This window comes from Auritidibacter ignavus (assembly GCF_029853775.1).
Lineage (GTDB): Bacteria > Actinomycetota > Actinomycetes > Actinomycetales > Micrococcaceae > Auritidibacter > Auritidibacter ignavus.
In genome coordinates this window covers 796549-816391 of the sequence record NZ_CP122564.1, presented here as the reverse complement: position 1 = coordinate 816391, position 19843 = coordinate 796549, and the positions used below count along the sequence as shown (strand labels likewise).

The following is a 19843-nucleotide window of genomic DNA, read 5'->3' as shown; positions in this document are numbered from 1 at the left end:
TTATCGGTTGATGACCGAGGAGCCGACCAGGTCCAAGGTGGTCAAGCGACTCTGCAACGACGGGGCCAGATTAGTCATGATCAGCTCATCGGCTGAGACCCGTTCGGCAAACTGATCCATGTACTCGCGTACCACTGAGGCGGTGCCCACCGCAGTGTACTTCAACATGCTCAACACCTGTTCGCCGGCCGGAGAGTGGAGCAGTAAGGACACCTCATCGTCGCTGAGGTTCTTACCGCGACCCAGGAAGGACCGAATCCGGGAGCGCTGAGCGGCCTCCAAGCTGGCCTGGGCGCCCTCTTCGGTCTCATCGGCAATGACGTTCAGGGCCGCAATGAAGTAGGGCTCCGGGTGCTGTTCAGAGGGCTCGTAGTGCTCCCGGTACAAGCTGGCAGCCGATTCCAGCATCTGCGGAGCGAAATGAGATGCGAAGGTGTAGGGCAGGCCCAGTTTGGCAGCTAGCTGCGCGCCGAAATGTGAGGAGCCGAGAATGAAGATGGGCAAGTTGGTGTCCTTACCCGGGTAGGCTTCCACCCCGGGAATCTGGGAGTCCCCACTTAAGTAGCCCTGCAGCTCCACAACGTCTTGGGGGAACCGGTCAGCGGACTGAGGATCGCGACGCAGTGCCCACAGGGTCTTCTGGTCGGTTCCCGGTGCACGGCCCAAGCCGAGGTCGATGCGGGGGCCGTAGAGTTCCTGCAACATCCCGAACTGTTCGGCAATCAGCAACGGAGCGTGGTTGGGCAACATCACGCCACCAGAGCCCAAGCGGATCGTGGAGGTGTGGGCGCCGATGTGAGATAGCAACACGGAGGTTGCCGACGAAGCGATCGAGGGCATGTTGTGGTGCTCAGCGAACCAAATACGGTGGAAACCTCGTTCTTCGGCCCGCTGGGCCAAAGTCAGCGATTCACCGACCGCGTCACCAATCGACTGCCCATGGCGGACGGTGGCTAAGTCGAGAATGGAAACCCGGTAGTTCGTTGAAGCGCCAGCTTCAGGCATTCGAAACCTTCTTTCAGTGAGCAGGATCTGTGTTTCTGTCGCGTATAGCTCCAACCGAGAGACAAATATTCCTTGGCGGTGCTACGACGCGTGTCAGATTCACCACGGTATTAACCGACGGTGCTGGTGGGGATCACTGTGATCCCCACCAGCACCGTTGCACTTACCTGAGTCGCCAGGTAGAAGGTCGAAGCCGTCCTTGATGGCGTAGGTGCTAGATCGAGTAGTAGAGCTCGAATTCCTTCGGCGAAACGTAGGCGCGCAACACATTGATTTCGTACTCACGCTTATAGTCAATCCAGGTGTTGATCAGGTCTTCGCTGAACACATCACCGGCCAGGAGGAATTCGTGGTCCTCTTCCAGAGCGTCGATCGCTTCTTCCAGAGTGCGTGGCGCCTGCTTTACATCGGCGGCTTCTTCCGGAGGCAACTCGTAGAGGTCCTTATCCACCGGCTCCGGTGGCTCGATGCGATTACGAATTCCGTCCAGACCGGCCATCAGCTGAGCTGCAAAAGCGAGATAGGGGTTCTGGGAGGGGTCCGGCGCACGGAACTCCAGTCGCTTGGCTTTGGGGTTGGTCCCGGTAATCGGAATGCGGATAGCTGCCGAGCGATTGCCCTGCGAGTAGAGCATGTTGATCGGTGCTTCGTGACCTTTGACCAGACGCTTATAGGAGTTCACCGTCGGGTTGGTGAAGGCCATAATGGCTGAGGAGTGCTCCAGCAGTCCGCCGATGTACCAGCGGGCCAGATCAGACAGTGAAGCGTAGCCCTTTTCGTCGTAGAACAGCGGTTCTCCGTCCTGCCACAGGGACTGGTGGCAGTGCATGCCTGAACCGCCATCACCGTAGACCGGCTTGGGCATAAAGGTCGCGGTTTTGCCGAACAACAAGGCGGTGTTTTTCACGACATACTTGAACACCTGAGCCTTATCGGCCGAGTGCAACAAAGAATCGAAGCGGAAATTGATCTCGGCCTGCCCGGGCGAGCCGACCTCGTGATGAGAGCGCTCGACTTCGAGCCCAACCTGTTCCAAAAGTAAGCAGATTTCATCACGCACATCGGCGATTTGGTCAATCGGGGAGACCGGGAAGTAGCCGCCACCGGACGGAGTCTTGTGTCCTAGGTTGCCACCGGGCTCTTCACGACCGGTGTTCCACCAGGCTTCTTCAGCATCAATTTCGAAGAACGATTTATGTGCCTGATTCTCGTAACGGACGCCATCCAGTAGGTAGAACTCGGCTTCAGAGGCGAAACTGGCAGTGTCGGCGATACCGGTGGAGGCTAAATAATCCTCTGCTCGCGTGGCCACACCGCGGGGATCCCGGTGGTAGGGCTCCCCGGTGCGGGGATTAATGATAGAAAAGAACATAGCCAGAGTCTTCTGCTCCCGGAAGGGATCGATAAACGCGGTGGTCACATCGGGAATCAGTTGCATATCGGACTCTGCGATGGTGGCGAAGCCGGGAATCGACGAGCCGTCGAAGAGCTGGCCACTTTCAAAAAAGTCGTCGTCGACAGCCTTGGCCGGCAGGTTGAAGTGGTGCATTCCACCGAAGAGGTCGGTGAACCGCACATCAACAAAGGCCACATCCTCGTCTTTGAGATAGGCGAGAATTTCTTCTGAGGTGGAGAACATTCTTACTCCTGTCATAGTTTCCGCGATGCAGACTTTCCGCGATGGCATTAACCCTACAGAAAGCGCGCTTTGATCGGGGGAAAGCCGTCGGGAATTTCTGCAATAGCGCAACGGAGAAAGGGTCTTGGTCAGGCGGAGCCGTGCCTGCCACACACTGAGGATGACAAGACCGAACCGATAGAGTTGTCTTATGTCCGCAGAACACCGTCGCGAAGACAACGCCGAGGACCCGTTGATCACCCGGAAAGATCTTGCTTCCTGGGTGGAAGGTCCCCCGGGAGGGCAAGATACCTACCCCGGTGAACGATTAGGGCTCCCCAGAACCGGGCCGAGCTCGGTTGCCTCGCTGGGACGCCGTGTCGGAGCACTGTTTAGCGACTGGTTTATCTCCGTAGGATTGGCTTGGCTTGTTGGCAGTGATCAGCCCTGGCTTCCCCTGCTGTTTTTCGTGATGATGCACTGGCTGTTGGTAGGACTGTTGGGAGCCACCATCGGCAAAGCTCTATTCCGCATTCAGGTGGTTCGCGTTGGCGGGGCCTCCGTGGGCCTATGGCAGGCAGCAATTCGTGCGCTGCTCCTGGGCCTGTTTATCCCGGCGATCGTGATGGACAAGGACCAGCGTGGAGTCCACGATCTGCTCGCCAAAACGGTCGTGATCACCGCCTAGTTAGTGTATCCACGCTCGAGCTCCGGGGCTTTAGCGCCCTCGCATCGCCCGACGATCTGGACGGGATTTGAAAGGATCCACACCCTTAGGAATCGGGAGCTTATTACTAGGCAAGGACGCCAGACGGTTCTCAATGGCCCGAACTTCGTGCTTATTGAGGGTTTTTTTCATCCGTTTGATGGTCTTTCTCAGCTGGTGTAGTGACACTTCATTCTTTCCATGACCGACCTGCAGAATACGGATCTCGACATTAGGCAAATAACGGCTCATGTGGCGACGCTCTTTTTCAGCCAGCTGACGGGCCTTGTTATACGAGCCCTCAGCCACCAGGACCACACCAGCTTTCCCGGTGGCACGGTACACCGCTTCCTGAGACTTAGCGTTCATGGCGACCGGCTCCTGGGGTACCACCCAGCCGCGGCCTAACGTTGACAAAGCCGCGCCCGTAGCACCAGGACGTCCGTCGATGCGCGCAAAAGCCGCGCGTTCAGCCCGCCGGTTCATGATAATCAAGGCGGTCAGCAAACCGAACGGGATAGCAATCAAGATCCACGTCACCCAGTTGCCGGTGAGACCGGCAAGGATGACACCGATCAGAATCGGCACCGCAAAACCAAGTAGCATCCACCACACCACGGCGGGATCGTATTCTTTGGTGTCTTTAAAGACTCGCCCAATACGTTTGAAAAAACCGTCCTGGTTCTTTTTGCGGCTCTTCTTGTTCGCCTTCGCTTCGGCTCTCTGCTGTCGCCGACGCTCTTTCTGCTCGGCTTTGACAGTCTTGAGATCTTTAGTGGGAGAAGAATTATCTGAGGCCATAATGACACCTATACTACCGAAAGTTATCTGTGGATAACTCACCCCGTGAGGGGAGCGATTCCGGCAGAATCAGGGGCAGACATTGTCACCTTTGTCCTCGCACACCCGCATCGCACACCGCGTTGTTACGAGCCCAGGATTATTTGATGACCTATCCCTCATCGCACACCTCCGACGCACTACCTCAGCCTCCACAGCCGCTCTCGGGTGAGGTCGGCGAGCTGTATTGCACCGGCGAACGCTTTAACCTCTGGCGGTTTCGTCCCCCGGGATTTAGCTCACGAGATGCGCCCGCCGTGCTAAAAATTCCAGACCTCGGGCAGGTAGGGGAGGAGAGACACTCACAGATTATCGACCGGGCCCAACGGTTTAGCCATCCGCACGTGGTGCCACTGATTGGCGCCGTCGAGCTCCGCGGCGATTCGGCGCCGCAGGTGGGATGCTGGCAACTGATGCGAGGTTCTCATGCCGCTAAACTCGTCAACACCATGGGTCCGCTGGAACTCGAGCAATGTTTGACCATTGTCATCCCGGTCGCTCAGGCGTTATCTGAACTACACCGACAAGGGCTCAGTCATGGCGGGTTGGGCCCGGCCGAGGTGGTTTTTGACCTCAACGGGGCGCCCTATCTCACGGATGCAGGACCGGGCCAACCGGTGCACGGTTTTGCGGCACCAGAACAGCGCGTTAAGGCCTCAGCCGTGACATCGGCGACGGACGTGTATAGCTGGGCGGCGCTGTGCTGGTATCTTCTCACCGGACGAGTGCCGGGCAAAACATACGTGCGCGCTCCGCTCCCGTCCTTGGTGCCCAACATTGATGAACATGTGGTAGATGTTCTGGAGGCGTGTCTGGACGATGATCCGACACAACGCCCCACTATGCGTCATTGTCTGGAAGCTGCCGTGCATTGGGGCGAGCCCAGGGCGCTGGAGTTGCATTCGATTGTGGCTGCAGACGTGAGGATCTTACTTCCCACCAAATTGTCGGAACCACCGTCGGAGAAGAAAAACCGCCCTCGACGCCCCGCCCGAAGAAGGATACCGAAAACGCGTCGTGGCCTTCGGCAACGGGCCCAACGACGATTCATCGCTGGAGCGGGTGCCATGGCGGTTGGTTTAGCGCTGATTAGCGGGTCGCCGTCGTTGACGGCAGAGTCTCAGGAACCAGCCAGGGCCACACAGGACACTGTCTCGGTCACCGACCACATGGATCCGGAACGTTTGGATGAGCGGTTGGAACAGATTGTGCAACAACGCTCAGCGGCGTTTCGTACCACCGATCCGGACATGGTGGATCGTTATGCGGTCGGGGAATCTGAAGTGGCGGTTCACGATCGAGAAATGATTGAGGGCTTGGTGGAGCAGGGATTGAACTTGGAGGACTTTTCAATGCGCGGACAACGCACTGGCGAGGTTGAGATCCTGGATGATACGACAGTGCGTATTCCCGTCCAGTGGGGGTGGCCGCAACAGGAGGTGACGGACGAAGGTGCTCACGGCGTGGTCAGGGCGTCGATACAAGAGTCACACGCTGATCTCGTGGTCACGTTGCAGTATGACCAGGAATGGAAAATTAGCCGGGTCCATGAGCACTAACGGCGCACACAGGCTTCGGGGCCACCGTCAGGATCCTCCTGGGAGGAATTGACGGTGGCCCCGAAACGTTGGGGATGATCTGCTTAGAGCATTACTGCCATAGCACAGCTACTAAAGCGGTAATGAGCGCGGTCCCGCCGGTCGCGTGCGCAATGCCAGTGGGGACCAGCTCACCCTTATTGACCTTACGTTGGCCCACCCAGGCAACCACCAGCACCGTAATGCCCAGCACCAACTTGATAGTGAGCTTGATGCGGTTTGGTTCACCCATCATTTCGGCCAATCCAAAGAGTACTAGTCCGGACAGCACAATCACGATGGCGCCCCAGAACTGCGACTTGGTCACCGTCGGTCGCTTGAAATGCGCGAACCATCCACCGACCACGGCTGCGAAACCGAGCAAGTGAATTGCAAGAAAAATGAGACGAACAATTTCCATAATGGTGGGGTCAAGCTCCTTTAGTTCAGACCAAGCTTTTAGTTCAGACCAAGCTCAGCGCCGAATTCCGCATTTTCAAGGCGGTTCTTCAACGTGGTCATGAAACGACCTGCGTCGGCACCATCGATGATCTGGTGGTCGTAGGTCAAGGACAGATACATCATGTCGCGGATCGCAATGCTGTCGTTACCTTCAGCATCCGGAACGATCATTGGTCGCTTGACGATGTTCCCCGGGCCCAAGATGGCCGACTGCGGCGCGTTGAGCACCGGGGTGTCGAACAAGGCGCCGAAGGACCCTAAATTGGTGATCGAGAAGGTACCACCTGAGAGTAGATCTGGCGAGATCTTGCCGGTCCGGGACTTCTCAGCCAGCTCAGCGATCTGGGAGGCGATGCCGGAGAGGTTCAGGTTGCCAGCGCCCTTGATAACCGGCACCAGCAGACCCTTTTCGGTATCAACGGCGATGCCGATGTCCTCGGAATCGTGGTAGGTGATTTCCTTGGACTCGGAGTTGTACTCGGCGTTGATGACCGGGTGAGCACGCAGTGCCTCAGCAGCTGCCAGAGTAATGAAGGCCAGGTAGGTTAGCTTGACACCGTGCTGGGCCTGGAACTGTTCCTTGGCGGCATTGCGCAGGGCGACGATACGGGTCAAATCGACCTCGTGAACCTGGGTGAGCTGGGCAGTGGTGTGCAGGGAATCCGTCATGCGCTGGGCAATCACCTGGCGGGTGCGCGAAGCCTTCTCGGTGGAACCACGCTTGGACGGATCGACCGAGGACTTCGGCTCCGGAGGAGAGGATTGTGCAGGAGCCTGAGATGGTGTCGTTGCCGAGGAAGACTTCTGAGCCTGCTTCTCTTCGTACTTCTGAGCTTCAGCGGCAGTGAGCACGTCTTGACGACGGATCCGACCACCCACACCGGTACCGGTCACATCATTGAGGTCCACACCGGACTCACGGGCCAGACGACGTACCAGCGGGGTGACGTAGCCACCGCTACTCTGAGTCGCAGTGTCGGATTCCGCATCAGAAGCCGGTGTAGCCGGTTGTTCAGCGGGTTCTGGGCTCTGGGTGTCTTCGGTCTTGGCCTCGGCTTCGCCCTGATCCTGTGGCTCGGCCGGTGCCGGCTCCTCATCAGCTTGTTCGTCTGCGGTCTCGTGGGTGGACGAGTCGTCTGACGGCGTCTCGGAGGGGGACTCGGTGGCATCGCCGGAGCCCACGATAGCCAGGACATCACCGACCTCGGCAATATCGTCTTCGTTGACCTTGATCTCTAACAGAGTACCGGCGACTGGGGAGGGGATCTCCGTGTCGACCTTATCGGTGGAGATCTCCAACAGAGCTTCGTCCACCTCGACGGTGTCGCCGATGTCTTTCAGCCAGCGAGTCACGGTACCTTCGGTGACCGATTCGCCCAGTTCTGGCAGGGTTACCTCTTCGCCCTCGCCGGAACCGCCGGAGGAAGCAGCCGGAGCCTGCTGGTCAGCGGAGTCGTCACCGGACTCCTCCGGTTGCTCTTCCCGCTGTTGATCTTCAGGTTTCTCTTCAGTCTCGTCTGCGACGCCCTCGTCGTTGGAGGAAGAACCGCTGGCTTCATCGGCATCGCCAATCTGGGCTAAAGCCTGACCAACCTCAACGGTCTCGTCCTCGTCAACCAAAATCTCGACCAGGGTTCCGGCCACTGGGGAGGGAATTTCGGTGTCGACCTTATCGGTGGAGACTTCCACAATGGGTTCGTCGACTTCGACGGTGTCGCCAATTTCTTTGAGCCAACGCGTTACCGTTCCTTCGGTCACGGACTCGCCCAGCTCGGGCAGGTTCACGGTTTCTGACATGGTGTCCCGTTTCCTCTCTCAATTTCCCACTGATCTTGGGCCAATGATGTGCTGATGTCTTCGCTGCAGATCAGTGGTTGTCGGTGGTTCAAGGGTGGACGACGGTCGGTGCCTGCCAGCCACCCGGTGGGGTGGATGATTAGGCGTGCAGGGGGTGACCGAACAGCATCATGGCTGCTTCACCCAGCGATTCGTTCTGCGTCGGGTGAGCGTGCACCAGCGAAGCCACATCCTCAGGGTAGGCTTCCCAGTTGACGATCAACTGGGCTTCACCGACCTGCTCGGAAATGCGGGCACCAACGCCGAAGGCTCCAACAATCGGGCCGTGCTTCTGGCGCACCAGCTTAATCAAACCCTTCGTACCCAGGATCGAGGACTTACCGTTACCGGCCAGGTTGTACTCGGCGACTTCCACGTTGTCTTTACCGAAGCGCTCTTCAGCCTTGGGCTGGGTCAAACCAACCGAGACGATCTCGGGGTTGGTGAAGGTCACCGCAGGGATCCGTTCATCGGGAACGACCATCGGGTTGTTGCCGGCGATTTCTTCGGCCACGAAAATACCCTGCTGGTAACCACGGTGGGCCAGTTGCTTGCCCGGGACGATGTCACCGATGGCGTAGATGTTGCCCACGCCGGTGTGCAAACGCTCATTGGGGGTCACGAAGCCACGGTCCATCGGGATACCGACCTCTTCATAGCCCAAACCTTCAGTGTTGGGTCCACGGCCCACCGCGACCAAGCAGACTTCGGCTTCAAATTCTTTACCGTCCACCAGGGTGACCTTGACACCGTTGTCAGTTTCTTCGACCTTGTCGAAGAAGGTCCCCAGGTTGGACTTGATGCCCTTGGACTTGAACTCACGCTCTAGGACCTTGATGATGGCCGGATCCTCGTTGGGGACCAAGTGGTCCAGGCCTTCGATGATGGTCACCTCAATGCCGAAGGAGTTCCAGACGGAGGCGAACTCAGAACCGATGACACCGCCACCGAGCACGATCGCTGACTTGGGCAAATAGTCCAGCTGTAAGGCCTCGAAGCTGGTCATAATCTTGTTGCCGATCGGCAGGCCCATGGTCTTGGAGTAGGAACCGGATGCCAGGATGATGTTCTCGCCCCGGTAGCGGGTACCATCGACCTCAATTTCGGACTCGGACACCAGCTTGCCTTCGCCCTCAATCACCGTGATCTTGCGCATCTTCATCAGGCCCTGTAGACCCTTGAACTTGCCGGAGACGATTTTGTCCTTGTAGTCACGGACCTTGGACATGTCGATGGACTCCAGGTTGGAGTTGACACCGATCTTGGAACCGCCGCGTGTTTCATCGGCTACCTCTGCAGCGTGCAGGTATGCCTTGGTCGGGATGCAACCAAAGTGCAAGCACGTCCCACCGAGTTTCTCTTTTTCGATCAGACCTACGCTGAATCCGTGTTGCACTGCTCGTAGAGCGGCACCATAACCGGCGGAGCCACCGCCGAGGATTAGGACGTCGAATTCTGTGGCGTTTTCGGTCACGTTGAGTTCTCCTCATCTAGGTCAAGCCTGTTTGGCTCGACAAATATCGACTTTTCGTCAGCGGTGCACCGTGCAGGACCGCACACTGATCCTCGATGCCTTTGATAACCAGCTTATCGCTGACAACCAGGCTGTTGCCACACATTGTCTGCGGTATTAACGACTGCGGTGTAAAACTCGTCACAGCTGATCTTGGAGCGCTGTTTTCGGGGCTGTCTTCGAATGTTTAGCTCTGCTGAGCGTTCTGGCGCAGGTATTCCACCAGGGTTCGAAGCATGACTCCGGTGGCATCTTTGGGCGTGTAGCCAAAGGGTGCCTCTTCGTTGAAACTGGGGCCGGCGATATCCAGGTGTGCCCAGGGGGTCTCGCCGACGAAGTCTCGAAGGAACGCCGCGGCGGTGAGCATTCCGCCAAACTTCGAGCCCATATTAGAGATATCAGCCACGCGTGAATCCAAGGACTCCCGCTGGTTCTCTGGTATCGGCATCGGCCAGATCAGCTCTCCGGCCCGTTGGGCGGCCTCGACCAGCTGGGTGCGGACCTGGTCGTGCCCCATGACGCCGGTGGTTCGTTGCCCCAAGGCCACCATTTGAGCGCCGGTGAGAGTGGCAATGTCAATTACAGCAGCGGGGGCTTCTTCGGTGGCGGCTACCAGCGCATCGGCCATCACGACGCGACCTTCGGCGTCGGTGTTCATGATTTCCACGGTCTTTCCGTTACGGATGGTCACGATATCGGAGGGCTTGACGGCCGTGCTGGAGGGCATGTTTTCGGCCATGGCCAGCCAGCCGGTGACCTTGATCGGCAGGTTCAGTGCCGCCACCGTGTTGATCACCGCGGCCACGGTGGCAGCTCCGGTCATATCGGTTTTCATGGTCAGCATAGAATTGGCGGGCTTGAGCGAAATCCCTCCGGTGTCGAAGGTGATGCCTTTGCCCACCAGGGCAACGTGAGTCGGCTGGACGTGCGAGTCCGTGGCGGGCTGATAGGAGAGCCTGACTAGCCGGGGCGGGTGGGCCGATCCCTGACCGATACCCAGAATGCCACCGCACCCTTCGGCGTCGAGTTGTTGTTCATCCCAGATCTCGCAACTGATCTGTGGCTGATCGGAGACCAGCTGGGTGACGAACTCGGCGAAAGACTCGGGGTAGAGCACCGAGGCTGGAGTATTGACCAGGTTCATCACCGTGTGCACACCACGACTGATCTGAGACGCCTCAGTCACAATACGTTCGGCTTGTTCTTCCTCCACTGCGGTGCGGATCACGAATTCGTCAGCGACCAAGCGATCCTGTCGCTGCCCGGTCGCATCGTGCGGAGTCTCGTCGTTGCTGGTACGCGTTGAAAAGGCGGTGAACCGGTAGCTTGCAATGGCAGCACCTTCGGCAACGGCCTGGAGCAGCTCGGGCGAATCAGCGCCCATCTCAAACACCACGGTGGACACCGGGTGCTGGTCCAACAGGTGGCGAACCGCAGCACCGGCGGCGCGACGGTAGCTTTCGGGTCCCAGGGTATCCGGTGTGCGCTGATCGGGGACCGGCGTGCCCTGCGGGGCTGGTTTGGCCGAGCCTAAGCCAACGAAGGCGATCTTGCGGGCGGCAACATCTTCTGGAGCGGGGAAGACCAGAACCTTCTCGGCAGCACCGGTGACGTGGAAATCACTCAGCAGGCGATGGAGACTCTCCGGGGCGTCGGAGGCCACCAATGTTCCGGATTCTTCTCCGACGGCGACCCCGTAGATCACCAGATCGGCTTCCGGTGCAACGGTGGCATAACGCAGGTGCGGTTCGGCGCAGAACTTGCTCATGAGTTCGGTGATTTCAGTCAACGACATCACTTCCCGGTGATTCATACATCTTTACAATGACAACGCAGTTAATCCTAGACAGTCACCGCTATCTTGTCGCCCGTCACAGGGGCGTAACGTGAAGGGTTCCTCTCAGAGCGCAGACGAGTAAAGAGCTGCCTGACCCGGTCAAGGGAGGATGGAATTAAAGGGAGGTTGGAATAGATCGGGTAGGGAACACAGTTATAGTGCACAAGATCGATAGAATCGACAGAACACTTGATATTCCAGGACGTGAGGAGGCTTCTGGATGCAGGATCCGCATCACCTAATCCAGTTCAGTCCCGCCGGTCGTGACCTCATGACCGGGTCCGAGGACGATCCCTCACCGTTGCGAGGAACCAAGCTACTACTGCTTTTCGGTGGTCATCTGGATGCCGGGCACCTTACCGAACAGATCCGGTACCTTTTGTTCAACCGGCTCAATCACGAGCAACTGATCACCTTTGATACTGATCAGCTCATTGATTACCGGGCTCAACGCCCCCATATTACCTTTGACGGGGAAAAATTCACCGACTATCAGCGTCCAGAAATCTCACTGGATGTCTTTACCGATGAAATGGACCAGCCGTTTTTGGTACTGTCCGGCCCTGAGCCGGACTACCAGTGGGAACGTTTCTCCGATGCGGTCATGTCCATCGTGCGCGAACTGGACCTGTCACAGGTCGCGATAGTGGACGCTATTCCGCTTCCGGTTCCACACACTCGTCCCTTGGGCGTGACCACGCACGGTAGCCGGGAGGAATTACTCGAAGGACTGTCCACCTGGTCTCCTCAGGCCCAGATGTTGGCCGGTATGTCGCAATTACTCGAGGTCAAGCTCACCGAGAACGGCCGAAAGGTCACCGGGTTCACCCTGCACGTGCCACATTATCTGGCCGATGCAACCTACCCGCAGGCGGCCGTGGCCGGACTGGAATACCTTTCAGCGGCGATGGGCATCGTGGTGCCCACCGATGAGTTGCGTGAAGCAGGACGTCAGGTTGATCGGCAACTGGCCCAACAAACCGAGAACTCCCCCCAGATTTCACACATGGTTGCGGCCCTGGAAGCTCAGTTCGACCGGTATACCGAAGACCAGGAACAGCCGCGTTCTTTGCTTCTGCCGCCGAACCAGCACATTCCCGACGGCGAAGAGATTGGTGCTCAAGCCGAGGACTTCCTTAATACCCAGTCGCAGCATAACGCCGAGCGACTCGGGTTGAGCTCAACTGCACACGACGAGGACGAGTCGGCCGAAGAATCCAATGGCGCGGAGTCGGGTTCGGAAACTGACGGAGACAACCCTCAGGACTCGGACGGGCGCTAGATCCCCAAGCGCTAAGTCGGGCTGGTTCTCCACAATGTCGGTCCTGCGCTGAAACCGTCCACAGTTCATCTCGCTAGATAGTGTCGTCTCCGATGATGGACTGATGCTGGGTACATGACAGAAAATAATCAGCATTCAGTAGCCCTTGGAACCACCGACTCAACACCACCAGCCCGGTCGCAAGGACCACGACAGTTTCTCGCCAGAACTGAGGAAGATGTCCTGGCCTTCGTGCAGAATACGTTGGGATTCGTCCCCCAACGAAGTTGCGTGTTAATTAGCACCTGCGAATCCAGCTTCCGCGCCGTACTGCGTGTCGATCTGCCAGCGCTAGATGACCCCGTCGGTGAGGACGAATTCCCTATTTCCACCGGATTCTTCGATCGCGTGGCGACAACCCTGCGCACCGATCCAAAGGCCGACGGTTGCTTTATGCTCTTGCAATCCGAAGATGACACGGTGGGCGATCCCGGTCCGGTCGACCGGCTAGCTGGATACCGACGCTTTGCTGCAAACCTGCAAGAGCATTTGCGCCACCACCAATTACCGGCTCAAGAAGTTTGGGTGCTCAGCCCACACCGAGTATGGCACCTGGACTGCGCGCACGGAGCCGAATGCCCCGTCCAGGGTGCGACGTTGGACGCGACCGAAAACAGTTTCTTAGACCTCTCAATGCGCGCCGACGGTGTTGACACACCCCGAGGCCCGAACGATTTGGTGTTGCCGTTTAATGCCCAACGACTGGCCGAACAACTTGAAACGTGGCCAGCAATGGACCCCACACAGCGCCATCAGGTCGCTGAGGCAAACACCCCCGAGCAAATTCGTGCCTTATACGCGGACCTTCAGGCGTGGGACCGCCTGCTGTCTGGCGAAACCCTACCGCAGTCGCTGGAATCTACTGAATGGTGTGATCTCGTCCGTGGGCTGGGCGAAGACCGTTACCGTGACATGGTGCTCAATATCGCCTGTTTTGGTCTTGAGCCTGCCTTGGCGGGAGCCATCCACCTGGGCCTGATCCCTCAAGGCTATGCCGATGAGTTCGACGTGATCCCCACAGCAACCAGTGGCACACAGTTCAGTCAAGCATTTATCGGTGCTTCGGACACCGTGGCAGACTGGACCCGGATCCAGCGGTTTGAAGATTGTGCACGGTATGCAATGAGTATCTACGACGGTCCGGAAGTCCTTGTCTTAGGGATTTACCTTGTCTATATCGAGTGGGTGAGAGGCCGAGGGAGCATTGCAGCCAATTACCACCGCCAGCTACAACATGCCGGGGGAGACGGATATGAACTGTTGAACCTACTGGGCAAGACTCTGGACCGTGGAATGGTCTGTGATTGGGCCAAAGATGCCCAGCGGGCATGGTCTTCCAGCGGTCGTACCTGATGCTCATCTTCTGGGCAGGACTGTGTTCGCTGTCATGGTGCAAAAGACCAGCGAAAAACATGTAATAATGAGTGCCTAGTTCGACGATGACGTCTGCTGGGTGAAAAGCGAAGAACTTTTTGCCCGGTTTAGGGAATAAGACCTCGACTGTGATCGTTGCACCTGCTATGGACCCTGTTTCTGCGGGACAGAACCGGATGGCTTTCCGATGCGAAAGAACAGCGAGATTCTGTCCATTGCAACGCAGACTTGACAGGGTCATAGGTGTGTAGACCACTGTCTGTTGAACGGGATTGACCCGTAGGAAAGGTATCGAGTGACTGACAGTACCGTAAAGATCGACGCTGTCGACCCAGAAAGCGCGGCATCGAAGTCTTCGACACGAAAGAAGACCACGACGAAGGCCTCGACAACGAAGGCCTCCACGGCCAAGGCCTCGACGACTCGGACGAAGAAGAGCTCGTCCAAGAAGAAGACGACGGGTACTTCGTCTACCGGTAAGCCTGGTGCTAAATCAACGGCCAAATCCACGAGCAAGAAGTCGACTGCGGGGAAGAAAACCACCGCGAAGAAGGCTTCCGGTAAGAAGGCAACTCAGGCCGAGACCGAGCCGGTGGTCGACGACGAAGAGGTTGACGATACCTTATTGGATGAGGACACCGATGACTTCGCCGAGGATGAGGCCGATGATATCGAGGTCGAAGGTGAAGACGATACTCCGGTAGATCTCGATGATCTGGTTGAAGACCAAGAGCCGGAGACCAAGAACGACCGGGGAGTCGTGGATGCGTTTAAAGGGCAGAAGGTCTCTCCGAGCAAAGACGACAATGATGGTTCGTCCTCCGGCTTCGTGGTGTCTGATGCGGAAGATGATGCCCCGGCTCAGCGCGTAAACGTCACTGGTGCCACCGCCGATCCGGTCAAGGACTATCTGAAGCAAATCGGTAAGGTCGCGCTGTTGAACGCAGAGCAGGAGGTAGACCTTGCGTTGCGTGTCGAGGCAGGTCTCTATGCTGAGCACAAGATGCAGGAAGAGACCTACGATGACCCGCGCATGCGCCGCGACATGCAATTGGTGATCGCTGATGGACGTCGGGCGAAGAACCACCTGCTAGAAGCAAACCTGCGTTTGGTGGTGTCGCTGGCTAAGCGCTACACCGGTCGTGGCATGTTGTTCCTGGACCTGATTCAGGAAGGCAACCTCGGTCTGATCCGTGCGGTCGAGAAGTTCGACTACACCAAGGGCTTCAAGTTCTCGACATACGCCACCTGGTGGATCCGCCAGGCGATCACTCGCGCGATGGCAGATCAAGCCCGCACGATTCGTATTCCGGTGCACATGGTCGAAGTCATCAACAAGTTGGCTCGCGTCCAGCGCCAGATGCTCCAGGACCTGGGTCGGGAGCCCACCCCGGAAGAATTGGCCGCCGAGCTCGATATGACGCCCGAAAAGGTGGTCGAGGTTCAAAAGTACGGTCGCGAACCGATCTCCTTGCACACTCCACTGGGCGAAGATGGAGACTCTGAGTTTGGTGACTTGATTGAGGACTCCGAAGCAGTTGTTCCTTCTGACGCGGTGTCTTTCACGTTGTTGCAAGAACAACTGCACTCGGTGTTGGACACCCTGTCTGAGCGAGAAGCTGGCGTGGTGGCGATGCGCTTTGGTCTCACCGATGGACAGCCCAAGACGTTGGACGAGATCGGTCGGGTCTACAGCGTGACCCGCGAACGCATCCGCCAGATTGAATCCAAGACGATGTCGAAATTGCGCCACCCATCTCGGTCGCAGGTTCTGCGCGATTATCTCGAGTAAGAACTCTGCCGTCGCCTGAGACAGCAGGTCTGAGCAGATAACAGCGGGGCGGTTCTCATGATCTGGGGAGAACCGCCCCGCTGTTGCTGTTTGTGCGTTGGAGTCTTATTCGCTACTGGCACCTTCGTGCAGACGCTGGGTCTCATCGTGCCAGGTGCTGGTTTGAGGACGCAACTGGTCCTCGACCTGGCGCGCATGGTGAGCGCAGAACAACAACACGCCACCGGAGGCGAGAACTGCCCGAACGTAGGCCTGTGCGCCGCACCGATCGCAACGATCGGCACCGGTCAAGGTCGGTGACTCAACTGTTGTTGCTGTGGACATTGGGCCTCCTCTGTGTGGTCCAAGCGAAGTTGGGCGGTTGGTACCACCCTCGCAGGTACATGCTGTCTTTGACAAGTTCAACACAAGCATCTCGCCTTTTAGTCCCGGCACACCCCTGAGTGGACAACGCCGTGGGCGAAACGCCATCGAACGGGTGCTGGACCTGACCAATGATTGCATTGATTTCCGGACATGGTCGCGTTTCTGTCAGAGCTTAAGCGAAAGGCGAACCAAGAACATGTGCTGGAACGCCAAAATACTTCCGGCGAGACAAAAAACGGCTAGTGTCAACAGGAGAGAGAATCCAAGCTCTTAAGCGCCCATCACTCAGCAGATGAAAGGTCAGCGGATTCCGTGTCTCGAAACAGTGAATACAATGCCCATCAGCTTTCCGTACTCGAAGGACTTGAGGCGGTTCGTAAGCGGCCGGGCATGTATATTGGCTCTACCGATTCCCGGGGGCTGATGCACTGTCTCTGGGAGATCATCGATAACTCCGTGGACGAAGCTCTGGCCGGCTACGGGCAGTCCATCACCATCACGTTGGATGCCGATGGCAGTGTGGAGGTTGAAGACCACGGACGCGGTATTCCTGTCGACCTCGAGCCCCGTACCGGCTTGTCTGGTGTCGAAGTGGTGTTTACAAAGCTCCACGCCGGCGGAAAATTTGGTAGTGGTTCCTATAACGCCGCCGGTGGCCTCCACGGTGTGGGCGCGTCAGTCGTTAACGCGCTGAGCTCTCGTCTGGACGTGCACGTTTTTCGTGGTGGCAAGACTTACCAGATGTCGTTCCAGCGCGGGAAGCCAGGGACCTTTGAAGATCATCGGGTTCCCAGCCCCGAGGCGCCGTTTAGTCCGAAAACAGAAGCCGGAGATATCCCCGTGGTGGGCAAGGCGAAGCGCGGACACACCGGTACGAAGGTGCGCTATTGGGCCGATGAACAGATTTTCACCCCGGATGCCACCTTCCAGTACCAAGAACTTGAAGACCGTGCCCGTCAGACCGCATATCTGGTGCCCGGCCTGAGGATTACGATCCGAGATTTGCGTCGGTTGCCGGGTACTGCCGGAGCCGAGGGGCCCCACGAACAGGTCTTCCAATACGACGGGGGTATCTCGGAATTCGTCGACCACCTCTCTACACTGAATCCGGTTACCGATATTTGGCGGTTGCAGGGATCAGGGTCCTTTACCGAACGCGTGCCGGTTCTCGACGAGGACGGACGTGCCCAAATGCAGGATGTGGACCGTGATTGCGATGTGGATATCGCTCTGCGTTGGGACATTGGGTACGACACTCGGGTGAAAACTTTCGTGAATATCATTGCTACCCCGAAGGGCGGTACTCACCTCTCCGGTTTTGAACAAGCTATGACGAAGGTGTTCCGGAAAGCGATTCAGGCCAATTCCCGGAAACTGAAGCCCGGTCAGGACAAAATCGAGCGCGACGATATCCTGGCGGGACTTACCGCGGTGCTCACCGTGCGTCTGGCCGAACCGCAATTCGAAGGTCAAACCAAAGAGGTGCTGGGTACTCCGGCTGCCAAACAAATCGTCAATAAGGTGGTCACCGAGCAACTGGGCGCGATTTTGAAGTCCACGAAACGCCAGGACAAACAACAGACCACCCAACTGTTGGAGAAGATCGTCGCGGAGATGAAATCGCGGGTCTCGGCCCGAACTCATAAAGAAAATCAGCGACGCAAGAACGCACTAGAAACCTCGACCATGCCGGCCAAGCTGGCCGACTGCCGCACCAATGACGCCATCGGGTCAGAATTGTTCATTGTTGAGGGTGACTCAGCGCTGGGGACGGCGAAAATGGCTCGTTCCTCGGAGTTCCAGGCGCTGTTTCCGATTCGCGGCAAAATTCTCAATGTTCAAAAGGCCTCAGTGGGGGACATGCTCTCCAATGCTGAGTGTTCAGCGCTGATTCAAGTGGTCGGCGGTGGCTCGGGGCGGTCCTTTGATTTGAACGCGGCCCGCTACGGCAAGGTGATTTTGATGACCGATGCTGACGTGGACGGGGCTCATATTCGCACTTTGCTGTTGACCTTATTCTTCCGCTACATGCGCCCGATGGTGGAAGCCGGCCGGATTTACGCCGCTGTTCCACCGTTGCACCGGGTTGAAATTATCAACTCTGGCTCGAAGGAGAACGAGGTCATGTACACCTATTCCGAACAAGAGCTCAAAAACCTGCTGGGCTCGCTGGAAGCCGATGGCCGGAAGTATAAGGAGCCAATCCAGCGGTATAAGGGTCTGGGCGAGATGGATGCCGACCAGCTCTCAGAAACCACGATGGATCCGCGCTTCCGCACGCTGCGGCGGGTGAATATTTCCGAATTTGAGGCGGCCGAAGAGATCTTTGAGCTACTGATGGGGTCCCATGTGGCCCCGCGCAAGGATTTCATTATCTCTGGGGCACAAGAGCTCAACCGGGAACAGATTGATGCCTAGTGGTTACGGTAATACTCGGCGGTGAGCTCTAGTCCGCGGTCAATGCTGATCTCGGGTTTCCAAGCCAAAACCTCACGGGTACGACGCTGGTCGAACCAGTGGGCGGTGGAGAGCTGTTCGGCGAGAAACCGGGTCAGTGGGGGCTCATCGTCATGTTCTCCGGTGAGGTCCCAGATCTTTTCAATCACGGCTCCAGCGACGGTGGCCAGCCCGGCCGGTAATCGCAAGGTGGGTTCTGCAGCGCCACCGGCGATGGCAATCTGACGAATCAGTTCACCGACCGGACGGGGTTCCCCGTTGGTGACGACCAGGGCTTCACCGTGGTGGTTTTCGATAGCTGACACGGCTGCGAGCACCGCCGAGATAGCGTTGTCGATAAACAGCGTGTCGATCAGTGGGGCACCGGAACCCAGGATGGGCATACGGTGGCTGCGGGCGCGATCGATGATGCGTTCGGTCAGCTGGGTATCACCAGGGCCCCACATCAAATGGGGGCGAAGCACCAGCACACGGAAGTCTTCGCGGTCAGCTGCAAGCACCAGGCGCTCACCGGCTGCTTTGGTTGCGGCGTAGTGCCCGCGTGCCTGGTCGGGGTCGGCCGGTTGGGCGGTGGTACCCACCAGAGAGCGACCGGCGTGAGCGACCGAGGGAGAGGATACGTGAATCCAGCGGTTCACCGTTCCCGCCCGGTGTGCAGCATCTAGCAGGTTGCCCGTGCCCTGAATGTTGACGTTGCGGTACGCTTCGGCCGGACCCGAAACAGAAACCTTGGCGGCTACGTGGATGATGGTATCTACACCCTGCACAGCGCGGGCAACCAGTTCGGGATCAGTGATGGATCCCAGCACGTCGTAAGCGCCGGCGATCCCGCTTCTGCGACGCTGCAACGTGGTTAGCTGTGCGCCGGCAGCGACCAGCGCGGATGCGACACCGGAACCCAGCAGTCCCGAGGCTCCGGTGACCAGGACATGACGCGTGCTGAGATTGGGCAGAGCAACGGCGAAACGATTCATGGCTTGCCAACCTTTCCTCCGGTGAGGACTCGATCGGCCCAGCGGGCCAACCGGGAGCGGTCAATCTTGGAGTTATGGCGGATATCCACCGGGATGCTGTCGACTACCAATACGGCGGCGACGGGAACATCTCCCGGTGTGGTGACGGCGCTACGCACGGTTGCC

The 19843-nt window shown here is 57.9% G+C and carries 16 protein-coding genes; 6 read left to right on the top strand and 10 right to left on the bottom strand.

Translation table 11 applies throughout. From position 1 onward, the window contains the following. Together QDX22_RS03600 and glnA are read right to left on the bottom strand one after the other, a co-directional pair. A complete protein-coding gene (locus tag QDX22_RS03600; protein WP_110110328.1) occupies positions 1-1005 on the bottom strand; it encodes an LLM class flavin-dependent oxidoreductase in 1005 nt (334 codons plus the stop codon). A gap of 214 nt (positions 1006-1219) precedes the next feature. Further along, positions 1220-2644, bottom strand: coding sequence for a type I glutamate--ammonia ligase (glnA, locus tag QDX22_RS03595; protein ID WP_279696281.1), 1425 nt, complete (start codon positions 2642-2644; stop codon positions 1220-1222). Between the two features lie 190 nt (positions 2645-2834). Here glnA and QDX22_RS03590 point away from each other — a divergent pair, with 190 nt between their 5' ends. Beyond that, complete coding sequence (locus tag QDX22_RS03590) at positions 2835-3311, top strand: RDD family protein (RefSeq protein ID WP_279696279.1); 477 nt, start codon at positions 2835-2837, stop codon at positions 3309-3311. Between the two features lie 30 nt (positions 3312-3341). On the opposite strand, the gene QDX22_RS03585 is transcribed toward QDX22_RS03590, so the two are convergent. Next, on the bottom strand, positions 3342-4130 hold the full coding sequence (locus tag QDX22_RS03585; protein WP_110099344.1) for a DUF4191 domain-containing protein: 789 nt from the start codon (positions 4128-4130) through the stop codon (positions 3342-3344). Positions 4131-4276: 146 nt separating this feature from the next. Here QDX22_RS03585 and QDX22_RS03580 point away from each other — a divergent pair, with 146 nt between their 5' ends. Then, positions 4277-5728, top strand: coding sequence for a serine/threonine protein kinase (locus tag QDX22_RS03580; RefSeq protein WP_279718015.1), 1452 nt, complete (start codon positions 4277-4279; stop codon positions 5726-5728). Between the two features lie 91 nt (positions 5729-5819). Here QDX22_RS03580 and QDX22_RS03575 read toward each other — a convergent pair whose 3' ends face one another. The 4 genes from QDX22_RS03575 to QDX22_RS03560 form a co-directional block, all read right to left on the bottom strand. Further along, positions 5820-6167, bottom strand: a complete 348-nt coding sequence (locus QDX22_RS03575) for a hypothetical protein (protein ID WP_110099346.1) — start codon at positions 6165-6167, stop codon at positions 5820-5822. Positions 6168-6205: 38 nt separating this feature from the next. Further along, on the bottom strand, positions 6206-8005 hold the full coding sequence (sucB, locus tag QDX22_RS03570; protein WP_279696275.1) for a 2-oxoglutarate dehydrogenase, E2 component, dihydrolipoamide succinyltransferase: 1800 nt from the start codon (positions 8003-8005) through the stop codon (positions 6206-6208). A gap of 139 nt (positions 8006-8144) precedes the next feature. After that, positions 8145-9518 carry a dihydrolipoyl dehydrogenase gene (lpdA, locus tag QDX22_RS03565; RefSeq protein ID WP_279675194.1) on the bottom strand — a complete coding sequence of 458 codons (1374 nt, stop codon included), beginning with the start codon at positions 9516-9518 and terminating at the stop codon, positions 8145-8147. Between the two features lie 226 nt (positions 9519-9744). Then, positions 9745-11370: a leucyl aminopeptidase gene (locus QDX22_RS03560; protein ID WP_279675193.1), complete on the bottom strand. Its 1626-nt coding sequence runs from the start codon at positions 11368-11370 to the stop codon at positions 9745-9747. Positions 11371-11614: 244 nt separating this feature from the next. Between QDX22_RS03560 and QDX22_RS03555 the strand changes: the two genes are divergently transcribed. The 3 genes from QDX22_RS03555 (at position 11615) to QDX22_RS03545 (ending at position 15881) form a co-directional block, all read left to right on the top strand. Beyond that, on the top strand, positions 11615-12676 hold the full coding sequence (locus tag QDX22_RS03555) for a proteasome assembly chaperone family protein (RefSeq protein ID WP_110100460.1): 1062 nt from the start codon (positions 11615-11617) through the stop codon (positions 12674-12676). A gap of 114 nt (positions 12677-12790) precedes the next feature. After that, positions 12791-14068, top strand: coding sequence for a DUF4192 family protein (locus tag QDX22_RS03550; RefSeq protein WP_279673991.1), 1278 nt, complete (start codon positions 12791-12793; stop codon positions 14066-14068). Positions 14069-14384: 316 nt separating this feature from the next. Beyond that, positions 14385-15881 carry an RNA polymerase sigma factor gene (locus QDX22_RS03545; protein WP_279673990.1) on the top strand — a complete coding sequence of 499 codons (1497 nt, stop codon included), beginning with the start codon at positions 14385-14387 and terminating at the stop codon, positions 15879-15881. A gap of 105 nt (positions 15882-15986) precedes the next feature. Here QDX22_RS03545 and QDX22_RS03540 read toward each other — a convergent pair whose 3' ends face one another. Continuing rightward, positions 15987-16205: a DUF7455 domain-containing protein gene (locus QDX22_RS03540; protein ID WP_110099352.1), complete on the bottom strand. Its 219-nt coding sequence runs from the start codon at positions 16203-16205 to the stop codon at positions 15987-15989. Positions 16206-16559: 354 nt separating this feature from the next. Here QDX22_RS03540 and QDX22_RS03535 point away from each other — a divergent pair, with 354 nt between their 5' ends. Next, the gene (locus tag QDX22_RS03535) at positions 16560-18665 is read left to right on the top strand and encodes a DNA gyrase/topoisomerase IV subunit B (RefSeq protein WP_110099353.1); all 2106 of its coding nucleotides are present in this window, start codon (positions 16560-16562) and stop codon (positions 18663-18665) included. Here the strand turns inward: QDX22_RS03535 and QDX22_RS03530 are convergent. Further along, complete coding sequence (locus QDX22_RS03530) at positions 18662-19678, bottom strand: NAD-dependent epimerase/dehydratase family protein (protein ID WP_279675191.1); 1017 nt, start codon at positions 19676-19678, stop codon at positions 18662-18664. The two genes, QDX22_RS03535 and QDX22_RS03530, sit on opposite strands and share 4 nt — an antisense overlap. Then, positions 19675-19836, bottom strand: a complete 162-nt coding sequence (locus tag QDX22_RS03525) for a hypothetical protein (RefSeq protein ID WP_233242968.1) — start codon at positions 19834-19836, stop codon at positions 19675-19677. The genes QDX22_RS03530 and QDX22_RS03525 overlap by 4 nt, the downstream gene beginning before the upstream one ends. Positions 19837-19843: the final 7 nt, after the last annotated feature.

Bases quoted from the DNA above. Each gene is read 5' to 3' on its own strand.
- QDX22_RS03555 (WP_110100460.1), top strand. From the start codon at position 11,615: ATGCAGGATCCGCATCACCTAATCCAGTTCAGTCCCGCCGGTCGTGAC.
- QDX22_RS03585 (WP_110099344.1), bottom strand. From the start codon at position 4,130: ATGGCCTCAGATAATTCTTCTCCCACTAAAGATCTCAAGACTGTCAAA.
- QDX22_RS03580 (WP_279718015.1), top strand. From the start codon at position 4,277: ATGACCTATCCCTCATCGCACACCTCCGACGCACTACCTCAGCCTCCA.
- glnA (WP_279696281.1), bottom strand. From the start codon at position 2,644: ATGTTCTCCACCTCAGAAGAAATTCTCGCCTATCTCAAAGACGAGGAT.
- QDX22_RS03550 (WP_279673991.1), top strand. From the start codon at position 12,791: ATGACAGAAAATAATCAGCATTCAGTAGCCCTTGGAACCACCGACTCA.
- QDX22_RS03590 (WP_279696279.1), top strand. From the start codon at position 2,835: ATGTCCGCAGAACACCGTCGCGAAGACAACGCCGAGGACCCGTTGATC.
- sucB (WP_279696275.1), bottom strand. From the start codon at position 8,005: ATGTCAGAAACCGTGAACCTGCCCGAGCTGGGCGAGTCCGTGACCGAA.
- QDX22_RS03560 (WP_279675193.1), bottom strand. From the start codon at position 11,370: ATGAATCACCGGGAAGTGATGTCGTTGACTGAAATCACCGAACTCATG.
- QDX22_RS03540 (WP_110099352.1), bottom strand. From the start codon at position 16,205: ATGTCCACAGCAACAACAGTTGAGTCACCGACCTTGACCGGTGCCGAT.
- QDX22_RS03575 (WP_110099346.1), bottom strand. From the start codon at position 6,167: ATGGAAATTGTTCGTCTCATTTTTCTTGCAATTCACTTGCTCGGTTTC.
- QDX22_RS03600 (WP_110110328.1), bottom strand. From the start codon at position 1,005: ATGCCTGAAGCTGGCGCTTCAACGAACTACCGGGTTTCCATTCTCGAC.
- QDX22_RS03530 (WP_279675191.1), bottom strand. From the start codon at position 19,678: ATGAATCGTTTCGCCGTTGCTCTGCCCAATCTCAGCACGCGTCATGTC.